This is a genomic window from Acinetobacter sp. LipI_23 (genome assembly GCF_058243045.1).
The window spans coordinates 907157-924494 of sequence record NZ_JBZAYJ010000001.1; the positions used below are offsets into that span (position 1 = coordinate 907157).

At 40.4% G+C, this 17338-nt stretch carries 19 protein-coding genes and 1 pseudogene; 12 read left to right on the top strand and 8 right to left on the bottom strand.

The annotated features are described in order from the left end of the window. The first annotated feature begins 12 nt into the window (after positions 1-12). Together AC4CVD_RS04505 and AC4CVD_RS04510 are read left to right on the top strand one after the other, a co-directional pair. Entirely contained in the window at positions 13-390 is a 378-nt protein-coding gene (locus AC4CVD_RS04505; RefSeq protein WP_490752180.1) for a DUF4810 domain-containing protein, read from the top strand. Then, the gene (locus AC4CVD_RS04510) at positions 387-1067 is read left to right on the top strand and encodes a DUF799 domain-containing protein (protein ID WP_151837190.1); all 681 of its coding nucleotides are present in this window, start codon (positions 387-389) and stop codon (positions 1065-1067) included. Before AC4CVD_RS04505 ends, AC4CVD_RS04510 begins: the two co-directional genes overlap by 4 nt. 104 nt (positions 1068-1171) lie before the next feature. On the opposite strand, the gene AC4CVD_RS04515 is transcribed toward AC4CVD_RS04510, so the two are convergent. The 3 genes and pseudogenes from AC4CVD_RS04515 to AC4CVD_RS04525 form a co-directional block, all read right to left on the bottom strand. Then, positions 1172-2137, bottom strand: a complete 966-nt coding sequence (locus AC4CVD_RS04515; RefSeq protein ID WP_490752182.1) for an MBL fold metallo-hydrolase — start codon at positions 2135-2137, stop codon at positions 1172-1174. 112 nt (positions 2138-2249) lie between these two features. Then, positions 2250-2642, bottom strand: a pseudogene (locus tag AC4CVD_RS04520) (transposase family protein); the annotation flags it as partial. Positions 2643-2679: 37 nt separating this feature from the next. After that, entirely contained in the window at positions 2680-3003 is a 324-nt protein-coding gene (locus AC4CVD_RS04525; protein ID WP_171406382.1) for a helix-turn-helix domain-containing protein, read from the bottom strand. A gap of 193 nt (positions 3004-3196) precedes the next feature. Here AC4CVD_RS04525 and AC4CVD_RS04530 point away from each other — a divergent pair, with 193 nt between their 5' ends. Both AC4CVD_RS04530 and AC4CVD_RS04535 read left to right on the top strand, forming a co-directional pair. Next, complete coding sequence (locus AC4CVD_RS04530) at positions 3197-3382, top strand: hypothetical protein (protein ID WP_490752184.1); 186 nt, start codon at positions 3197-3199, stop codon at positions 3380-3382. Continuing rightward, positions 3379-4053, top strand: coding sequence for a restriction endonuclease (locus AC4CVD_RS04535; protein ID WP_490752186.1), 675 nt, complete (start codon positions 3379-3381; stop codon positions 4051-4053). Before AC4CVD_RS04530 ends, AC4CVD_RS04535 begins: the two co-directional genes overlap by 4 nt. Positions 4054-4119: 66 nt before the next feature. Here the strand turns inward: AC4CVD_RS04535 and metG are convergent, their stop codons facing one another. Beyond that, complete coding sequence (gene metG, locus AC4CVD_RS04540) at positions 4120-6180, bottom strand: methionine--tRNA ligase (RefSeq protein WP_490752188.1); 2061 nt, start codon at positions 6178-6180, stop codon at positions 4120-4122. Positions 6181-6328: 148 nt separating this feature from the next. Here metG and AC4CVD_RS04545 point away from each other — a divergent pair, with 148 nt between their 5' ends. From AC4CVD_RS04545 to AC4CVD_RS04560, 4 genes are all read left to right on the top strand, one after another. Further along, entirely contained in the window at positions 6329-6754 is a 426-nt protein-coding gene (locus AC4CVD_RS04545; RefSeq protein WP_490752190.1) for a hypothetical protein, read from the top strand. Between the two features lie 5 nt (positions 6755-6759). Continuing rightward, positions 6760-7032 carry a hypothetical protein gene (locus AC4CVD_RS04550; protein ID WP_490752192.1) on the top strand — a complete coding sequence of 91 codons (273 nt, stop codon included), beginning with the start codon at positions 6760-6762 and terminating at the stop codon, positions 7030-7032. Positions 7033-7084: 52 nt separating this feature from the next. Then, positions 7085-7885, top strand: coding sequence for a hypothetical protein (locus tag AC4CVD_RS04555; protein WP_490752193.1), 801 nt, complete (start codon positions 7085-7087; stop codon positions 7883-7885). 149 nt (positions 7886-8034) lie between these two features. After that, positions 8035-8499, top strand: coding sequence for a hypothetical protein (locus AC4CVD_RS04560; protein WP_201950644.1), 465 nt, complete (start codon positions 8035-8037; stop codon positions 8497-8499). A gap of 44 nt (positions 8500-8543) precedes the next feature. Here the strand turns inward: AC4CVD_RS04560 and AC4CVD_RS04565 are convergent, their stop codons facing one another. Further along, a complete protein-coding gene (locus AC4CVD_RS04565; protein WP_490752195.1) occupies positions 8544-8873 on the bottom strand; it encodes a hypothetical protein in 330 nt (109 codons plus the stop codon). 316 nt (positions 8874-9189) lie between these two features. Here AC4CVD_RS04565 and apbC point away from each other — a divergent pair, with 316 nt between their 5' ends. After that, positions 9190-10467 (top strand): iron-sulfur cluster carrier protein ApbC, encoded by a 1278-nt coding sequence (gene apbC / locus AC4CVD_RS04570; protein ID WP_490752197.1) that lies wholly within the window; start codon positions 9190-9192, stop codon positions 10465-10467. A gap of 56 nt (positions 10468-10523) precedes the next feature. Here apbC and AC4CVD_RS04575 read toward each other — a convergent pair whose 3' ends face one another. From AC4CVD_RS04575 to AC4CVD_RS04585, 3 genes are read right to left on the bottom strand one after another with little or no spacing between them, the layout of a single operon-like run. Beyond that, positions 10524-12536: a TRAP transporter permease gene (locus AC4CVD_RS04575; protein ID WP_490752199.1), complete on the bottom strand. Its 2013-nt coding sequence runs from the start codon at positions 12534-12536 to the stop codon at positions 10524-10526. After that, entirely contained in the window at positions 12533-13006 is a 474-nt protein-coding gene (locus AC4CVD_RS04580) for a DUF1850 domain-containing protein (protein ID WP_490752201.1), read from the bottom strand. The genes AC4CVD_RS04575 and AC4CVD_RS04580 overlap by 4 nt, the downstream gene beginning before the upstream one ends. Continuing rightward, on the bottom strand, positions 13003-14013 hold the full coding sequence (locus AC4CVD_RS04585; RefSeq protein ID WP_490752203.1) for a TAXI family TRAP transporter solute-binding subunit: 1011 nt from the start codon (positions 14011-14013) through the stop codon (positions 13003-13005). Before AC4CVD_RS04585 ends, AC4CVD_RS04580 begins: the two co-directional genes overlap by 4 nt. Positions 14014-14373: 360 nt before the next feature. Between AC4CVD_RS04585 and AC4CVD_RS04590 the strand changes: the two genes are divergently transcribed. The 3 genes from AC4CVD_RS04590 (at position 14374) to AC4CVD_RS04600 (ending at position 17331) form a co-directional block, all read left to right on the top strand. Further along, complete coding sequence (locus AC4CVD_RS04590; protein WP_490752205.1) at positions 14374-14967, top strand: LysE family translocator; 594 nt, start codon at positions 14374-14376, stop codon at positions 14965-14967. A gap of 114 nt (positions 14968-15081) precedes the next feature. After that, positions 15082-15651, top strand: a complete 570-nt coding sequence (dcd, locus tag AC4CVD_RS04595; RefSeq protein WP_004694514.1) for a dCTP deaminase — start codon at positions 15082-15084, stop codon at positions 15649-15651. A 237-nt stretch (positions 15652-15888) separates the two neighbouring features. Then, a complete protein-coding gene (locus tag AC4CVD_RS04600; RefSeq protein WP_490752207.1) occupies positions 15889-17331 on the top strand; it encodes a hypothetical protein in 1443 nt (480 codons plus the stop codon). The last annotated feature ends 7 nt before the right edge of the window (positions 17332-17338 follow it).

The following is a 17338-nucleotide window of genomic DNA, read 5'->3' on the forward strand; positions in this document are numbered from 1 at the left end:
TGGTTTGAATCAATGAAAAAAATCGTATTGGTTTTAGGTGCGATCTACACCATGACTTTGGTGGGCTGTGTTTCAGCGCCAAAATCGTTATACAGCTGGGGCGAATACCCGCAGCAAACCTATTTGATGTTGAGTTTGCCAGAAAAGACTTCTCCACAAGAGCAGATTGGCAAACTTGAAAAAGATATTGAAAAAGCCAAAGCCAAAAATGCAGCAGTGCCTCCGGGCTTGTATGCGCATTTGGGTTTATTGAATTTAAATATCAATAATGGGCCACGCGCCGTTCAGTATTTTGAACTTGAACGCCAAACCTACCCAGAGTCGACAGTATTAATGGATCGTCTTTTGAAAAAAATGACAGCCCAGTCTGCGGCAGGGAGTGCGAAGTGAAACATTTCAAAAAGCTATGCGTGCTTGGCCTTGCTGTGACACTCTTCACTGGTTGCGCTACGACACCTAAAAGTAAACGTGACTTATCTGCATATCATGCCAATATGCCAAAATCCATTTTGGTGTTGCCGCCTGTGAATGAGTCACCCGATACACGGGCAACCTATGGATATTGGTCTACCGTGACTTTACCTGTGGCAGAAGCGGGCTATTATGTGTTCCCTATTTCTGTGGTCGATACGTTATTTAAAGAAAATGGCGTAACCAATGGCTATGATGCGCAGCAAATTCCAATTCAGAAACTCAATGAAATTTTTGGAGCGGATGCTGCGCTGTATGTCAAAGTTAAAGAATATGGTTCTAAGTATCAGGTGATTCAATCCGTTTCGACCGTTGCGGTAGAGGCGAAATTGGTTGATTTAAAAACCGGAGCATTATTATGGGAAGGTCAGGAAAAAATCCAACAAGCCAATAATAATAGCAACGCAGGTCTGGTCGGGATGTTGGTGGGTGCCTTGATTGACCAAATTTCCAATCACTTATCTGACAAGGCTTATGTACTGTCTAACAGTGTGAGTACGCAGTTGTATGCTCCACAGTTGATGCAGCAAAAAGGGTTGCTATATGGACCTCGCTCTCCGCATTTTGTACAAAACTCGATGAGTCCACAGCAGTAAAAAAATCCCCTCAAATGAGGGGATTTTTATGATTTAACAAACTTCTATTTGGTTTGAAGTGACTTTTAACTCGCAGCCCAAAGAAGAGACGATTTTCGTATAAATTAATCCTTAAAATGCACAGGAATCCATTGATAGCTTTTCCCATCTGCCGAATAGATATGTCCAATCGCAGGGAATGGTAAGTGTGGTGCTGCAATGGTTTGCCCGCCTTTTGCATATTCCGCAAATTGCTTTAAGCGGGTTTGTACTGCTTTTTTCGGGTCGATATCATAATCGATTGCGGTTTCTGGTTTGTCGAATTGCACAGTATGAGAGTGCACAATGTCACCAATAAATACCATCGTTTCATCTTTGGTTTTTAACTCATAGCTAAAATGTCCGGGTGTATGCCCCGCGGTATTAATCACTTTAAAGCCTTGAACTTGATCGCCCAACTGATACGTTTTGAAGCGGTTTTTGGCTTGATACGGCGCAATGGCTTGTTTAATTTTTTCAACAGTTCCTAAGTAACCTGCTTGTTTTTCTTTCGGGAGCTTTTCGACCTGTTTCGGGTTTAGCCAATAGTTGGCTTCATCGTTCGAGACATACACTGTGGCATTTGGAAAGTTTGCCGCTCCATTTTGGCTAATACCACACACATGGTCTGGGTGTAGATGGGTCAGTAAGATGGTATCGACTTGTTCTGGTTGATAGCCTGATGCTTTTAAGTTGCTTAACACTGAACCCAAATGTGCGCCAAAACAGCTCGCAGCGCCGCTATCCACTAAAACCAGCGAATGACCTGTATTCACGAGGAAGGCATTGACTGAGGTTTGTACGCCTTTGGCTTGATCGGCAGCGTATTTCTTTAAAATTTCATGTACTTCTTTTTCTGGAGTATTTTGAAATAGCTTCGGTGACATGAAGTTGGTGCCATCGAGCAGGGCTGTAATTTGTACATCACCTGCTTGGTATTGGTAATAGCCTGAGACTTGTTTTTGTTGGGGGATGGAAGATTCGGCAGCTTGGGTGGTGATGGCTGTTGTGCTTAGGGTTAAAGCGAGAAAAAGTGGTTTTAAAGTCTTCATAAGTTTCTTATAAGTTTTAAAGGGATAGGTTGTTTCTATCATGATAGGATTTTTTGTGTTGGGTTAATAGATCAATTGATACAATAGACTTCCTTCATAAATCATTTTTCAATCAATTTAATTGTTTATCTTTCACCCAATCTAAATTGTATATGCCAGCAAGTAAATTAAACCGCAGGTTTAATCTTTTACGACGATTTCTATATACACAAGATAAAATCTTAAAACATTTCATCCTTCCAAATACATGCTCTACTTGAATTCGTCTACGACCAATCTCTCTATTTAACTTTTTTAATTCAGAATCTAGTTTTTCAGTTTTCTTTGCTTTAGATGGCATGAGGCATCCAAAACCCAATTTCTTTATCCCTAAATACCCCTTATCAACGATAAAAAAGGGCTTAAATTTTAATTTCCTCATGCTTTTTTTAAATATTTTAAAATCATGCATGCTTCCATGACTTCCACATACACTCAGTATTTCACCTGTTGTATAGTGCATAGATAACTGAAATTTAAAGGTATGTCGCTTTTTTTTACCGCTATACCATTTCTTCTGTTTTTTTTGGACGTTGAACTAATATTTCAGTTGCATCAATCACAACAACTTCCCAATCCACTTCATCTCGATTAGGAAGTTGTTTTGGCAAGTTAAATTTTCCAGAACCGATTAAGGTATCTTCAATAACACGTGTGATACGAATTGCACTCGTTTCAGATACACCGTAACTCATACCAAGATGGAAAAATGTTCGATATTCTCTCCAATATTCTATACATAAGAGCAAACGATCTTCCAACGGTAATTTATGCGGTCGTCCTTTACCAATATGACGAGGTAACTGCTTATTTAGCTCGGCCAACATGAGGTTAAATGTAGCCCAACTAACACCGGTAAGCCTACGAAACTTAACGTCTGATAATTTTTGAATATCTTTGAATTTCATCCAAGGATTATCTCTTGAATTAAATAATTTTGCTGATTAATTTAAGATCAAATAAATTGTACGTTTTTTGATTTATGACGGAAGTCTAATATATAAATAATTGAAATTTGATATGAATAATGACGTCATGGAAAAAGATTGGTTCAATTTTCAGGAAAAAATTGCAGAACATTTTAGAAGTTTAGGTGTGCAAGCTGAAACAAACAAAACAATCAGAGGCGTAAGGACAGAACATGATTTAGATGTTTATGTAACTTCAAAATATTTAGGGACTAAACACCTAATATTAAGTGGGTGATAGAAGCTAAATATTGGCAGACAAAAATTCCAAAAGAAAAAGTATTAGCTTTAAGAACAATTGTTGATGATATTGGGGCAGATAAAGGATTTATTATTTCACAAGTTGGATTTCAGTCTGGAGCAATTGAGGCATGTCAAAATACAAATATTCAACTATATACGTTTGAGGAGTTTGTCACTCTTAGTAAGAATTATATTCAGAACGAAATTCTTGATACTTATGTTCGTAGAGCAAGATTGCTGCATATCAGGTATTTCTCACATAAAAAAAGAATCCGAAAAGATTATGGTTTAAGAGGTGAACTTGGTGAAGTTGCATGCTTTTCAGGTGCTTGGTTGTTAACAACAGTATTCGATGTATTGGAGGAAGCTAGAACTCAAAAATATCCAATTGATTTACAAACTCATATGGTAGAAAAAGTTGGAAATGATTTAGCTGAGGATTTTATTGAATTAGTTCAATGGTTAAATCTAAACCTTAATTGGTTAGATGAGAAAATTTTAAAGGCGGAATATCAAATGATGCAAGATGGCGTATTTGAACCTAATTTAATTGATCCTGATCTTAATCAAAAAACTTGGAATGAAATTGCTCAATCGATGAAAGGTGTAGAAGATAAAAGTTTTCAACAAATCATTCAAGATTTTCTAAAATTACGTTCAAAATAAGCTATCTATTTAAAATTAAAAAAGCCCCTACAACGTAGAGGCTTTTCTTGTCTAGCATTTAAAATATTAAGAAACTTTATCACCAGCTTTAGCACCAGATTCAGGTGAAATCACCCAAACACCTTCGCCATTACCCGCTGCAAGCACCATACCGTTAGAAATACCAAAACGCATTTTACGTGGTGCAAGGTTAGCGACCATGACCACCAATTTACCTTTAAGGTCTTCAGGTTGGTAGAACTCACGAATACCACTGAATACATTGCGTGGTTCAGCTTCGCCGACATTTAAAGTCAATTGAAGTAGCTTGTCCGAACCTTCTACCGTTGCAGCTTCTAAAACTTCAGCGACACGTAGGTCAACTTTCATAAAGTCTTCAATGCCAATGATCTCTGCTTCACCTACTTTAGGTTCAACTTTCGCAGGTGCAGTTTTTTTCTCTTTCTTTTTCTCAACTTTTACAGGTTCAGCCGCAGCCGCTAAAGAGTCTTTAGATGCATCGACCATTGCTGCAACCGCTTTCGGGTCTACACGTTGCATTAAAGGTTGGAACAATGCAATTTCATGATCGACCAATGCTGTTTGAGCAGAAGCAAAGTCAAAGCGGTCTAGTTTTAAGAACGCTTGCACTTGAGCTGCTAAGGTTGGAAGTACAGGTGCAAGGTACACAGCCAATTGACGGAATAGGTTAATCCCGACCGAACATACATCGTGTACTTGCTGTTCTTCGCCTTCAATTTTAGCTAAAGCCCAAGGTTTTTTCTCATCAATATATTGGTTGGCTTTATCTGCAAGCGCCATGATTTCACGAATTGCAGCAGAGAACTCACGTGACTCGTATTGAGCGGCAATTGAAGCACCCGCATCAATAAAGCTTTGTACCAATTCAGGCTCTGCACAAGTTGCACTTAACTTATTATCAAACTTGGTATTGATGAATTTTGCACAACGGCTGGCAATGTTGACCACTTTACCAACCAAATCTGAGTTTACCTTTTGAACGAAATCATCCAAGTTCAGATCAGAGTCTTCAACTTTATCAGACAGTTTAGACGCGAAGTAGTAACGTAAATATTCAGGATTTAAATGCTCTAAATACGTTTCAGCTTTGATGAATGTCCCGCGAGACTTCGACATCTTCTGACCGTTCACCGTCAAGAAACCATTGACGAATAAACCTGATGGCGTACGGTAGTTTGCACCTTCAAGCATTGCAGGCCAGAACAGCGCGTGGAAGTAAACGATGTCTTTACCAATGAAGTGATAGACTTCTTTGTCAGAGTCTTTCTTCCAAAAGTCGTCAAAACTTAAATCAGGACGTTTCGCTTTGATATAGTTTTCAAAACTCGACATATAACCAATCGGTGCATCTACCCAAACATAGAAATATTTGTTTGGTGCATCTGGAATTTCAAAACCGAAATACGGTGCATCACGTGAAATATCCCAGTCGGATAGACCCGCTTCAAACCATTCATCCAGTTTGTTGGCAATTGAGACAGGTAAGCGACCTTGGTCACGTGTCCATTTTTGTAAATATTCTGAGAAATTCGGTAGTTTAAAGAAGTAGTGATCTGAAGATTTTTCTACAGGCGTCGCACCACTTAAAGTCGATTTCGGGTTTAAAAGCTCAGTCGCGTTGTATGTTGTACCGCAGACTTCACACGCATCGCCGTATTGATCTTCCGACTTACATTTCGGGCACGTGCCTTTAATGAAACGATCCGATAAGAACATGCCTTTTTCAGGGTCAAAAAGCTGGTTGACAGGACGGATGGCAATATTGCCTGCTTCGCGGTTTTTCACATAAATTTCAGAAGCACGAGAGCGGTTTTCATCACTATGGGTTGAATCATAATGGTCGAAATGCACGCCAAAACCGTCAAAATCACGGATGTGTTCTTTTTGCACATTGGCAATTTGATCTTCAGGTGAAATACCATTCGCTTCGGCACGTAGCATGATGGCTGTACCGTGAGCATCATCCGCACATACATAAGTCACATCGTGTCCCATTGCACGCATGGCACGAACCCAAATATCTGCTTGGATATAACCGAGTAAGTGTCCCATATGGATGGGGCCATTGGCGTATGGTAGGGCGTTAGTGACTAAAATATTACGCACGGATATGACTCTCTCATTCGTATTTTATATAAGGTCAACGATTTTACCTTAGATAGCCTCGACTTGCACAAGTGAATCGGTGAAAAGTTTTCAAACTTATAAGATTGTTGGCTACAATCACGAGAGTTTAATCTTTTGAATAGTCCTTATGCGTATACAAGAAATAAAACAATATAGAAATAATCGAGTAGAAAGAGGGGCAGAACCCATAAAAAATTTCTGTAATGTATGTATAGAATGTTCTACCGCCAGTGAGCAATTATTAGAAAGTAATTATGAAAACGAATTTAGTCATTTAATTGAAAGATCAATTGTCATATCGTTTATAAGTGCAGTAGAGGTCTACTATAAGGATATAGTGGATACAATTTTTAGACTTTGCCATTCTGAATTTATCAAAGAGCCATTGAAGCACATTCATCAAAATAAATATGATATTAATGAATTGGTTGATATGCATGTGAATATGATTCATCCATGTGAACTTGTAACAAATGGTTTGTCTTTTCAAAATATTGAAAGTATAGAGAGAGTTTTTTCTAAATTTTTAAAAAAGGTTTTTGGAGTTCTTTAAATGGTATGCAATTTAGATTCAAAAATATGCCTGAAAAAATAGCCATTTACGAAGATAAGTACCTCCAATCTCTAAAATTTTTATTTAATTTACGACATGAGCTTGTACATGACGCAGCTAAACGAAAGTTTATAGATTCTAATTTGATTGAACATATTGATAATGCAAGTTTTTGTATTATGTTTTCTAATATAGTTTTACTAAATATGATTAATGAAAATATAGATCCTGAATTAGAGCTTGATAAATTAAAAAACAATAAATTAAATAGTCTATGATTTCAAAAGTTTTCTTTTTTAACCTCTTAAGAATATTAAAGAGTATCAATTTATGATCGATGATGATTTTGATTTCGACCAACCCGTAACCCGAATTCCGCAAAATCCACAAGCGACCAAACTACTGGGCAATCGACTTTTACAACAAGCTGAACAATATCTTGCTTCAATGGGTAGTCAAGCTCATGCACAATTGGTCGAGTCGCTTCGTCAGCTCGAGTCTGAAGATCCGTACTTTGCAATAATGGCCGATCAGCTTGAGTATGAAAGTGATGAACCAATAGCCAATGACTTGCTCAATCTGTTGTATTTCTGGCAAATAGCCCATGAAAAAGAAGCGGATATGACTAAGTTTCAATTGCCCAATTTAATTCAAACGGACTATTTCCAAACGACTTTGCTTGACGCTTACGACGCGATGGATTTGGGAGCATTCCAAGCCCAACGTCGCAGCGTGATTGAAGAAACCTTAAAACTGTATCAACAGCAGTGTTATGCCGGTTGTATTACAGTTCTTTATGGTCAAATAGAAGGAATTTTGACGGATGCGCTGATTGAACATGGCTATTTACAGCAAAATCAAACCAAGTTTGTCGATGTGTATAAAATCGTGCCGGGTTTGAAAGGCCATGAAGTCAAAAGCCTATGGCATAAAGTTAAAATTGCCAGTGAAATCAATCCGTATTTTCTGAGCCTTGAAGCATTGAAAATGGATGCGAGTTCGAGTGTCACCGCTAGCCGTCATAATATGGTACACGGTGCGGATGTGACCCATTTCACGCAAGCACGCAGTTTCATTTTGTTTATTTGGCTGTTTGCGGTCATCAGTTTTATCAGTACTTTAAAGCGTTAGTCTCTTCCGTTGAGTGGTACAGGATGGAGTTTAAATTGATGCATCCTGTACAGCTATTGTTTCCAAATGATGCAAATGACGTCAGCACTTAAAAAGCAAGGTATAACTCTGAGTTAAGCAAAACTTTAAGTACGAAAGAGGGCTGTGACATGACGAATGACAATAAACTCGATGATTTAAAAACCAAAGCGACTGAGTTGGGCGAAGACTTGAAGTTGAAAGCGCAAGAGGCAAAACTCGAAGGCGAGAAAGTACTGGAAGATGTTAAGCATCAGGCCACTGAAGCTAAGCTTGATGCTGAAAAGCAGCTGACTGACTTAAAGCAGAACGCAGCAGAAAGTAAAGCCGAAGGTGATGCCGCTTTTGAGCAAAAGTTGGAGTCTGCACAAGCCAAAGCTGAGCACGCGAAACAAGTCGCGCAGGAAAAATTGGATCATTTTAAAGTTGAAGCAGGGCATAAACTGGATGAGGCGAAACTTAAAGCCACTGAGTTAAAGCATGAGGCCGAAATTAAACTGGAAGAATTTAAGGTGCAAGCCACTGAAAAGTTTGACGAGTTGAAAAAGAAAGCCACAGAAACACTGCAAAAGTTTAAAAAAGACGACCAAGCTTAATCCGTCTGAAACGGCGAATGTCGATTTTTCCGAATTTGCGAATACTATGGCGTAGACTGTGTACTGAGTGCAGGGTCTGCGTCTAAATTAAACCACATGATGCTCTGAATTTGATTGTTCACGGTGCGAATGGTGTAACGATAGTTTGCAATTTCATATACATATACCGTCTCAAGTGGGCCATTCGGCGCACTGCTGATTGGGGTAGAGGACATAGAAATTGGCGATAAATCGATTTTTTTCTGCATGTCCTGAACTTGATCACCGATAGTCACCGTTTGACCCGCAGGGGTTTTAAATGAATTGGTTGATGTATCTGCAAAACTAAAGCTAGATATGGTGCAAGCCAAAACAACCACGGCCCAAAGTTTCATTTTTTTCTCCCCAAATCGCGTCAAGATAGAACAATAGAATATAGATATTTTGCTATGCAATAACATCACCTTAAATGGGGAGATTGGATTGTACTTACAATTCTTTACGTTAAAATAGGATCCAATTCACCGATTTTATTTTTTTAGTTAGCTTAAGCGACTAAGCTTCGCCCTTTGGTATTCAGCGTATAAAACCAACTAAAAAGCTAGGAATACTAAATTTCATGGCATAATCCATAAATACTGAACTTAACCTAAGTTCGTTTTGTGGTTAAACTATAGCATTCAGCTGAATACTCGAATTTGGAGTACATATATGTCGTGGCTTTCTTCTCTTAAATCAGTTTTTTCTCCTGCGCAGGAGGTAAAGGAAGAAGAAATCCAAACAGTACTGCAAAACTATATCTTGCCCAATTCAAACCATGCGTTGAAAGACCGCATTACTCAAGTGAATGTGCAGGGCAATATTCTGCAAATTACCATCAATACTTTTCCTGCCGAAGCCGATGATTTACAACATATTCATGATGATTTGGCGGTTGCGCTTGAAGCATGCGGTATCAAAGAGTTAAACATGCATGTGATTCAACAAAAAACGGGACATAAAGAAAAGTCCGGTGGCTGTGGACATCAGCATGCTGAAGGTGAGAGCTGTTCAAGCCAAGCAAAAGAGGCTGCACCGAAAAGCAATTTACCCCCAGTGATTGATGCTTCAGGCTCAGCACCCCAAGTTGCTGCACAACCCGTTGAAACTGATCCAAACAATCCACCCATTCAAAAAGCAGCGCCACAACAACGTGATGTGCCGAAGCATCCGCGTATTCAAAATGTGATTTTGGTGTCCTCGGGCAAGGGGGGCGTGGGCAAATCCACAACCACGGTAAACCTTGCACTTGCTTTGCAAAAGCTCGGCTTAAAAGTTGGGGTCTTAGATGCGGACATTTATGGTCCAAGTATTCCGACCATGTTGGGCAATGCGGGCAAAACGCCGATGATTGAAGCGGAAAATTTTGTACCCTTAGATGCCTATGGTTTGGCAGTGTTATCGATTGGGCATTTAACAGGTGATCATAATACTCCTGTGGCTTGGCGTGGGCCGAAAGCGACAGGGGCGTTGATGCAATTGTTCAATCAAACCTTATGGCCTGACTTAGATGTCTTGATGATTGATATGCCACCGGGTACAGGCGATATTCAGTTGACGCTTGCGCAGCGTATTCCTGTGACAGGTGCGGTGATTGTCACCACACCGCAAACCGTGGCACTTATGGATGCGACTAAAGGCATTGAGCTATTTAACCGCGTACACATTCCAGTCATGGGCGTTGTGGAAAATATGTCGACCCATATTTGCTCAAATTGTGGATTTGAAGAGCAAATTTTTGGTACGGGTGGCGGTGATAAACTGTCGGAGCAATATGCTATTCCGCTGTTGGGACGTTTGCCTTTAAATGTACAAATCCGTGAAAATGCGGATGCAGGCAAGCCTTCTGTTTTAGTGGAAGACAGTGCAGCAGACAGCTATATGCAGATTGCTGAAAAAATTGCAGCCGCACTGCCTCAGGCTGAAAAAGACCAGACCCGTATTTTCTAAATCAGCCATAAATGAAAAAAAGCCCAACACATTAAGTTGGGCTTTTTTTTGCTTTTTTAGGAGAGTGAATAGGACTGATTTTGTTTTTTGGCTTGCATAATATTAATGCTGATCGCAATCACCACCATCACAATCCCGATAATATCAGTCACAGTTTCAGGGATAATCATACATAAAGCACCTGCACCTAAGAAAATCCGCCAGAACCAGTTCAAACCAACTTTAAAGTAACCTTCAACTGCTGCACCCAGTGCCAAAATCCCAACCACTGAGGTAAAGACAATACTCACAATAGTCGTCCAAGCAGGAAAAGCAAACTCACGTGCATTGACTGCGACATTGGCTGTATCAATCATCAGCATGGCAGGGTTATAGACGAACAGGAACGGGACAATGAAACCCGCTAAAGAAAGCTTCAAGGCTTGAAAACCTGTGCGCATTGGGTCGCCTCCTGCGATTCCCGCACCTGCAAAGGCGGCTAAGGCGACAGGGGGAGTAATATTGGCAAACAGACCAAAGTAGAACACAAACATATGCGCCACCAGTGTGGGAATATCAAAGTTTGCCAAAGCGGGTGCAGCCATAGTCGCGGTAATGATATAGGCTGGAATCGAAGGAAGCCCCATACCTAAAATCATCGATGCAATCATGGTAAAGAACAGCGTTAGAAATAGGCTGCCTGCACCGATGCTCATAATCGAAGAGGTCATGACAGAGCCAAAGCTGGTCAGGCTCACCACGCCAATAATAATCCCTACCACAGCGCAGGCTGCCATGACCGAAAGGGATTGTTTTGCACCATCGGCGAGCGCTTCTAATATTTCTTTGAAGCCCATACGGGTCGATTTTTGGAAACTCGCCACAATCACAGTTAAGACAATGGTGTAGACCGCGGCATAACTGACAGGAATGGATTGAAAGAGGAAAAATACCAAAGCCACGATTGGAATAAGCAAGTGCCCTCGCTGCTTTAGGACATCTTTAACCCGTGGTAAATCCGCTTTCGGTACGCCTTTTAAATTGTCTTTACCAGCACGGAAATGAACTTGCGCCATCACACCTAAATAGTAGAGTAAAGCTGGAAGGGTGGCTGCAAGTGCAATGGTGCCATAACTTACACCCGTAGTTTCAGCCATAATGAAGGCACTGGCTCCCATCACCGGGGGTAAAATTTGTCCACCTACAGAGGCACTGGCTTCAACAGCACCTGCAAAATTTTTGTGGTAGCCAATTTTTTTCATCAGGGGAATGGTAAATGAACCAGTACCTACGACATTGGCCACTGCTGTGCCATTAATGCTGCCCATAAATCCACTGGAAATGACGGCAACTTTTGCAGGGCCACCTTGTTTATGTCCTGCAAGTGCCATTGCAAGATCATTAAACAGTTTTCCCATGCCTGATTTTGCCAGAAAAGCACCAAACAAAATAAACAGGAAAATAAAAGTGACTGAAGCACCGATTGCGGAAGAATAAAGTCCTTCGGTTTTTAAATACATTTGCCCGAAAATATCACTAATACTATATGGACGTGTCAATAAACGATCAGGGACCCAGTCATAGTGGCTAAAAAACGGATAAGACAGAAAGACTAAACCTAAAATAGGCAGCATCCACCCCATGACCCGCCGAGCACCTTCAACCACCAGCACCACGGCTAAAATGGCAAAAACAATATCTAAGGTGTTTGGAATCCCCCCACGCGTGGTCATAATGGATTGATATTCTTTCCAAAGGTATAAAAAGGTTGCTAAAGAGGCTAAGGCAAGTAACCAATCCAACCAAGGGATGCTTTGTCGTGAACTGGACTGACGCGCAGGATAAAGTAGAAAGATCAAAACCAAACCAATAGCGACATGGGCGGAACGTTGAATCAGTTCGGGTAGTGGATTAAAGGTAATAAATAAATGAAATAAGGAATAGAAAATAGCAATCGCCGCTATGAACCATGCTACAGACTTGTTGCTTGGGGAACGAGTCACTGACTCACGATCAAATTTTTCTAAAATGGCTTGTTGTTGCTGCTCGTCTAATTGTTCAGGGGCAACTTTTTCTTCATTTTGAGTCATCGGCATTCTCCGATCTGCCATGCTTTCCACAAGGGCTGTTGTTGTGCTGTAATTTGCACCAAGGTGTAATCTGGATATTGTTGAAAAATAGGCCAGACGCGCTGGTGAATGATGATACTGCCTTGCATATTCTTGGAAATGATCCAGTTGATTTGATCAATTCGCCGATTAACTTTCATTCTGACTATACCGTCTTTTTGAAAGATGATGGGATAGTCATTCGGTGTGCCTGCACCGAAAGAAATCAGGTCGGTGTAGCGCAATATAAAGTGCTGTTGCTCCCGTTGATAGTTTTCAATCCAACGAGTTTTTTCAACTGAATGTTTCCACTGCAAACTAAATTGTGCTGTTGAAATTCGGCACTGCATTTGAGCAACAGACACTTCGCTATAGCGAACAGGTAAGAACAACAGCCCGCATAAACCGAGTAGAAAAAGTGCAGTAAACACTGCACTTTTTTTCAGCTTCATTTTTTCGCTGCGAGTTCGTCGTAATAACGCTTAGCCCCAGGATGTAGCGGAGCAACCACGCCTTTTTGAGCCGTTTCCAGATTAATTTCTGTCGCTGCCTGATGTGAGTTGGCCAATTGTCCTAAACTATCAAAGAAGGTTTTGGTCAGTTTATAGATATCACCTTCAGAAAGATCGGAACGTACCACTAAAGCATTCATAATGGCCGCAGTTGGAATATCTTCTGCATTACCATAAGTGCCTTTCGGAATATTTAGAGATAGGAAATAGGTTTGGTTTTTGGCGATTTGTTTCACTTTCTCAGGATCGATCCCGACCAGTTGTAAATCGAAACCTTGTTGCAGTTCCATCAAGGATGAGTTGGGGATACCACTGGTTAAGAATGCAGCGTCAATTTTTCCACCCTTTAAAGCATCCGCGGCTTCTGCATAGCCTAGATAGTCGACCTTCACGTCATTGTAAGTAATACCAAAACCATTTAAGAGGGTGCGCGCATTAACTTCAACCCCTGAGTTTTGTGCACCGACGGCAATGCGTTTACCTTTTAAGTCTTCAAGCTTTTTAATGCCTGATTTTTTTGACGCCACAATTTGCACATAGTTGGGATAAAGTGCTGCCACTTGTTGGACATTATCAATTTTCCCACTGGCAAAACTGCCTGTGCCATTCAGTGCTTCAGTTAAGCTGTCACTCATGACAAAAGCCATTTCGACTTTTTTCTGTTTGAGTAAGTTTAGATTTTCTACCGATGCACCTGTGGTTTGGGTTTTTGAATTTACACCGTAGGTTTTATTATAAATTTCAGCCAAACTGGTGCCAATCACATTGTATGGGCCAGATGCGCCGCCTGTCGCTATGTTGACAAATTTACTTTGGAGTTTGTCGGATGCTTGTGCATTGGTTTCGGTTTGAGCATCGCCTGAAGTCGTGGTTTTATTGTCACTTGAGCATGCTCCTAGACCTGCAAGTGCAATTGAAAGTAGCGTGAGTTGAGTCCATTTTTTCATATACTTTTCCTCGTTTTATTATCTTCAAAGCCATTCACTTGGCTCTTTTATCCTTGACTTAGCGTGATCAGATTGATGAATAAAAATACGCATGATTTAAAAAGTAACTGATTAAAAATCATTTGAATAGTTTTTTTTCATTAGTTATGTCTATTTGATTTATAAAATCATTGATTTGAAAAAAGAATAAAGCATATGGCGTCATATTTATGAAAGCTAGATTGGGTAAGGGGCTTATACGTTATTTATGTTAAGTATTGAATGAAAATTAAAAAACTGTTATCACGGTTCACTAAATTTGATTGCTTTCAGCAAGGCAAGTCATTACGCTTATAGCTATATATATGTGGGTCTGTGAATATGGTCACTTGGTTTTTTATTGGTTTAGTGATAACCATTCTTTTAACTCCAGGACCAACCAATACCTTACTTGCCTCTTCGGGCATTCAAGTCGGTATTCGTAAATCTTTGCGTCTCATTCCAGCAGAAGCTTTTGGCTATCTCATTTCAATCACGGCATGGGGCTTCCTTATTGGAAAAGTGTCCGTACACTTGCCTTTATTGCCGACTATTTTAAAACTGTTCAGTGCAAGCTATATCATTTATTTGGCCATCAAATTATGGCGTACAGCCGATGCTGAAGTGAGCTTTAATCAACCGACTATTCGGGCACGTGAACTGTTTTTGGCAACACTATTCAACCCTAAAGCATTATTGTTTGCTTCTGCCATTTTCCCGACTATTGCGTGGACAAAACTGGATTATTACTTGTCACATATGTCGCTGTTTTTGGTTTTGATTGTTCCAATTGCTTTCTTTTGGACTTTTATCGGGTCAATTTTAGCGAGCAATAAAATTCGTTGGCTGAACCAATCTAACCTGCAAAAAACAGCATCGCTGGTTTTGATGAGTTTTTCGATTCCGCTGAGCTATTCTGCGATTTTAAGCTTTTAATTTAGTAATTAAAGCCAGAAATTTTGCGAACTTAAACGCGCTTATTTTCATTGAAAGCGATTTCAGTTAAAGTACAACGCAATTATTGAAATTAAGCTTTTTTGGAAAGAATAAATGGCTATTAAGTCCGATCGTTGGATTCGCGAAATGAGCGAAAAACACGGCATGATCGAACCCTATGCAGAAAACCAAGTTCGTTTAGATGAAAATGGTCAAAAACTCATTTCTTATGGTGTGTCGAGCTATGGTTATGATGTTCGTTGTGCACGTGAGTTTAAAGTTTTTACCAATGTTCACTCGGCAATTGTAGATCCAAAAAACTTTGATGATAAAAGTTTTATCGACATTGAAGCTGATGTTTGTATTATTCCGCCGAACTCATTTGCTTTAGCACGTACCGTTGAGTATTTCCGTATTCCACGTAATGTGTTGACTGTGTGTTTGGGTAAATCGACCTATGCACGTTGCGGTATTATCGTAAACGTCACACCACTTGAGCCTGAGTGGGAAGGTCATGTCACTTTAGAGTTCTCGAACACAACGAATTTACCTGCGCGTATTTACGCCGGTGAAGGTGTTGCACAAATGTTGTTCTTCGAATCTGACGAAGTGTGTGAAACATCGTATAAAGACCGTGGTGGTAAGTACCAAGGTCAAACAGGTGTGACTTTACCGAAGACCTAAGTTTTTGATATTCAAGAAAGCGGATCATTGATCCGCTTTTTTTATGTCAATTCATTCATCGGAAAATAAATATTATCGGACAGTTGGTTTTGCATTTGTGCTGAGTTTCAGCATAATCAATTATGAAATAGAGTGCTTTGGTTGACGCAAATAAAAATTATAGTGCGCAGAGTAGAATGCCAAGCAAAGGATGTAGTACATAAAGATGCGGAGCATCGAATAATAAGGATGGTCGAGATGACGAATCGTATATATCCCGCAGGATTGAAAAAATCCTGTTTAGCTAGTCTTGTCGGATTCATGCTTGCGCAGCCTACATTTGCCCTTGAGTCACTTTCCGATGAATATCTAGCGGATACTACGGGTGAAGGCATTGCGTTACTTCCTGAAAACTTCAAGATGGTGTTTCAAGGGGCTAATGATCTCTCCACGGCTTCTAGTTATAACCGTGGCGTGGCCAATCCACAACAATACGACACGGGCTTTATTCGTATTATTCCTGTGGGTGAGAACTACTCCAAATATACCAATGCCGATGATCTGACCACGAAACGAACCAAAGCGGACATCTTTATTTATGGTTTAGCACTTTCACGGTCTGATAATAATGCCAATAGTCGTTTCAGCAATCAGGGCTTCACATGGGGAAGTGATGTTAACCCTTGGTTATTTCGCGCTGGCACAGCCACGGGGATTAAACAGTTTCATCAATCGAATGCAAGTTCAGATGTGAGCTTTCTAGGGCTAGAAGCGCCTTTAGCAACGGTTGTAGCGAGTGACGCAGATAATAATATTAAATTAGGTCTATGGTGGGATGCTTTTTCACGAAGTTGGAACTCCCAAAATAAAGTGGACCCTATCACTGGTGCACCGACAACAACCAATGCGGCTGCGGATCCTGATTTAAGTTTAAACCAAAGAATACGTTTACAGGCGGTTGCCAATGGATTGAGTTTAAATAGCTCACAGGTTCGTATGTTTCAAACGCAAGCATCTACCCTAGACCAGCAAAATAAAACGTTTGGGATGGCCGCTTTACTTCGGATCAATACCAATGATGATCCATCTGGATTGGTCTATGCCAACGATGACGCAAATAAAGCGCTATTGAATGCTAAAGTCCTTCGACTGAGCACAGCTGCGACCAACGACGGTACGGCAGTCACACCCGCATTAGATCGTTCATTGGCTCCAATTTTTGATGCGAGTGAGGGACTTTATTTATACAGCCCAAATATTAACTTGGTCTTGGGTAATATGTATCAGCCTTTTGTTGTAGGTTCGGAAGGACGCAATATTATTCTCGAAGTCACGCGTATTCCGAATGTGCCTGAGATTTATAAGCAGATTTATACCTACTACCCAGATGTACAGGGTGGAAACAATGCTGACTATAAAGGATCAACCTGTAATGTGGCCTATTGTGGTTCGAATTTTGTTCAAACGGGGACAGGGGGTACCGCGATTCAGTACCAAGGGAATAACGCAACACATAGCAGTATTTCGATTGGTAGCGTGACACGAGATCCGACCACCAATACGCTCAAAGCCAATACGGCGACACAATCTACTGGTGTCGTATTCCGTGGGACTGGAACAGCAGTTCCTGTAAATCTCGGTTCAGTTGCTATAGATGGTGTATTGATCCAACACTTAAAAATTAAGACCACAGGGTTATAGGATACTG

Bases quoted from the DNA above. Each gene is read 5' to 3' on its own strand.
- AC4CVD_RS04530 (WP_490752184.1), top strand. From the start codon at position 3,197: ATGAATAATGACGTCATGGAAAAAGATTGGTTCAATTTTCAGGAAAAA.
- AC4CVD_RS04575 (WP_490752199.1), bottom strand. From the start codon at position 12,536: ATGACTCAAAATGAAGAAAAAGTTGCCCCTGAACAATTAGACGAGCAG.
- dcd (WP_004694514.1), top strand. From the start codon at position 15,082: ATGGCTATTAAGTCCGATCGTTGGATTCGCGAAATGAGCGAAAAACAC.
- AC4CVD_RS04555 (WP_490752193.1), top strand. From the start codon at position 7,085: ATGATCGATGATGATTTTGATTTCGACCAACCCGTAACCCGAATTCCG.
- AC4CVD_RS04580 (WP_490752201.1), bottom strand. From the start codon at position 13,006: ATGAAGCTGAAAAAAAGTGCAGTGTTTACTGCACTTTTTCTACTCGGT.
- AC4CVD_RS04525 (WP_171406382.1), bottom strand. From the start codon at position 3,003: ATGTTGGCCGAGCTAAATAAGCAGTTACCTCGTCATATTGGTAAAGGA.
- AC4CVD_RS04590 (WP_490752205.1), top strand. From the start codon at position 14,374: ATGGTCACTTGGTTTTTTATTGGTTTAGTGATAACCATTCTTTTAACT.
- AC4CVD_RS04550 (WP_490752192.1), top strand. From the start codon at position 6,760: ATGCAATTTAGATTCAAAAATATGCCTGAAAAAATAGCCATTTACGAA.
- AC4CVD_RS04515 (WP_490752182.1), bottom strand. From the start codon at position 2,137: ATGAAGACTTTAAAACCACTTTTTCTCGCTTTAACCCTAAGCACAACA.
- AC4CVD_RS04560 (WP_201950644.1), top strand. From the start codon at position 8,035: ATGACGAATGACAATAAACTCGATGATTTAAAAACCAAAGCGACTGAG.
- AC4CVD_RS04505 (WP_490752180.1), top strand. From the start codon at position 13: ATGAAAAAAATCGTATTGGTTTTAGGTGCGATCTACACCATGACTTTG.
- AC4CVD_RS04600 (WP_490752207.1), top strand. From the start codon at position 15,889: ATGACGAATCGTATATATCCCGCAGGATTGAAAAAATCCTGTTTAGCT.
- AC4CVD_RS04545 (WP_490752190.1), top strand. From the start codon at position 6,329: ATGCGTATACAAGAAATAAAACAATATAGAAATAATCGAGTAGAAAGA.
- AC4CVD_RS04585 (WP_490752203.1), bottom strand. From the start codon at position 14,013: ATGAAAAAATGGACTCAACTCACGCTACTTTCAATTGCACTTGCAGGT.
- apbC (WP_490752197.1), top strand. From the start codon at position 9,190: ATGTCGTGGCTTTCTTCTCTTAAATCAGTTTTTTCTCCTGCGCAGGAG.
- AC4CVD_RS04565 (WP_490752195.1), bottom strand. From the start codon at position 8,873: ATGAAACTTTGGGCCGTGGTTGTTTTGGCTTGCACCATATCTAGCTTT.